Origin of the sequence: Streptomyces sp. DH12 (assembly GCF_020873895.1) — a bacterium.
Taxonomy (GTDB): Bacteria; Actinomycetota; Actinomycetes; order Streptomycetales; family Streptomycetaceae; genus Streptomyces.
This window is the reverse complement of record NZ_JAHWGT010000973.1, coordinates 1-462: the sequence shown is the minus strand read 5'-3', so window position 1 is coordinate 462 and position 462 is coordinate 1. Positions and strand designations below refer to the sequence as shown.

The following is a 462-nucleotide window of genomic DNA, read 5'->3' as shown; positions in this document are numbered from 1 at the left end:
GAGGAGGACAGTGTGGTCAGCAGGTCCTGAACGAGACGCACCAGTTCGTCCGTCTGATTCCCGTACGGGCTCCGGCCGCCCAGGGGATCGTCCCGGAAGTCGTCGAACCGCTCGGTCAGTTCGGCCCGGTGGGCGTCCACCTCCGGCCCGGCCGACTCGGGCTCCGGAACGTCGTCCTCGTACGCCTCGTACAGCTCCGATTCGTCGGACACGCCGTCCGGGGCGCCGGCATCGGAGTCCTGCGCGAACCAGGAGCCGAGCAGCTTCTCCTGGAGCGTCCAGGGGCTGAAGTACTCGATGTCAGCCCACTCGCGCAGGTCGGCGTCGGAGATCAGCAGCTTGTACAGGCGGTCCGTGGCGGCATGGACCACCGTGAGCGAGGCGGACCAGCGCTCGACCTCCTGGTCGGTGAGCGGCAGCCGGCCCTGCCGGGACAGCTCCTCGATACGGTGGGTCTGCACC

General features: G+C 69.0%; 1 pseudogene. It reads right to left on the bottom strand.

The features are described from left to right. Positions 1–462, bottom strand: a pseudogene (locus LPA54_RS38055) (hypothetical protein); the annotation flags it as partial.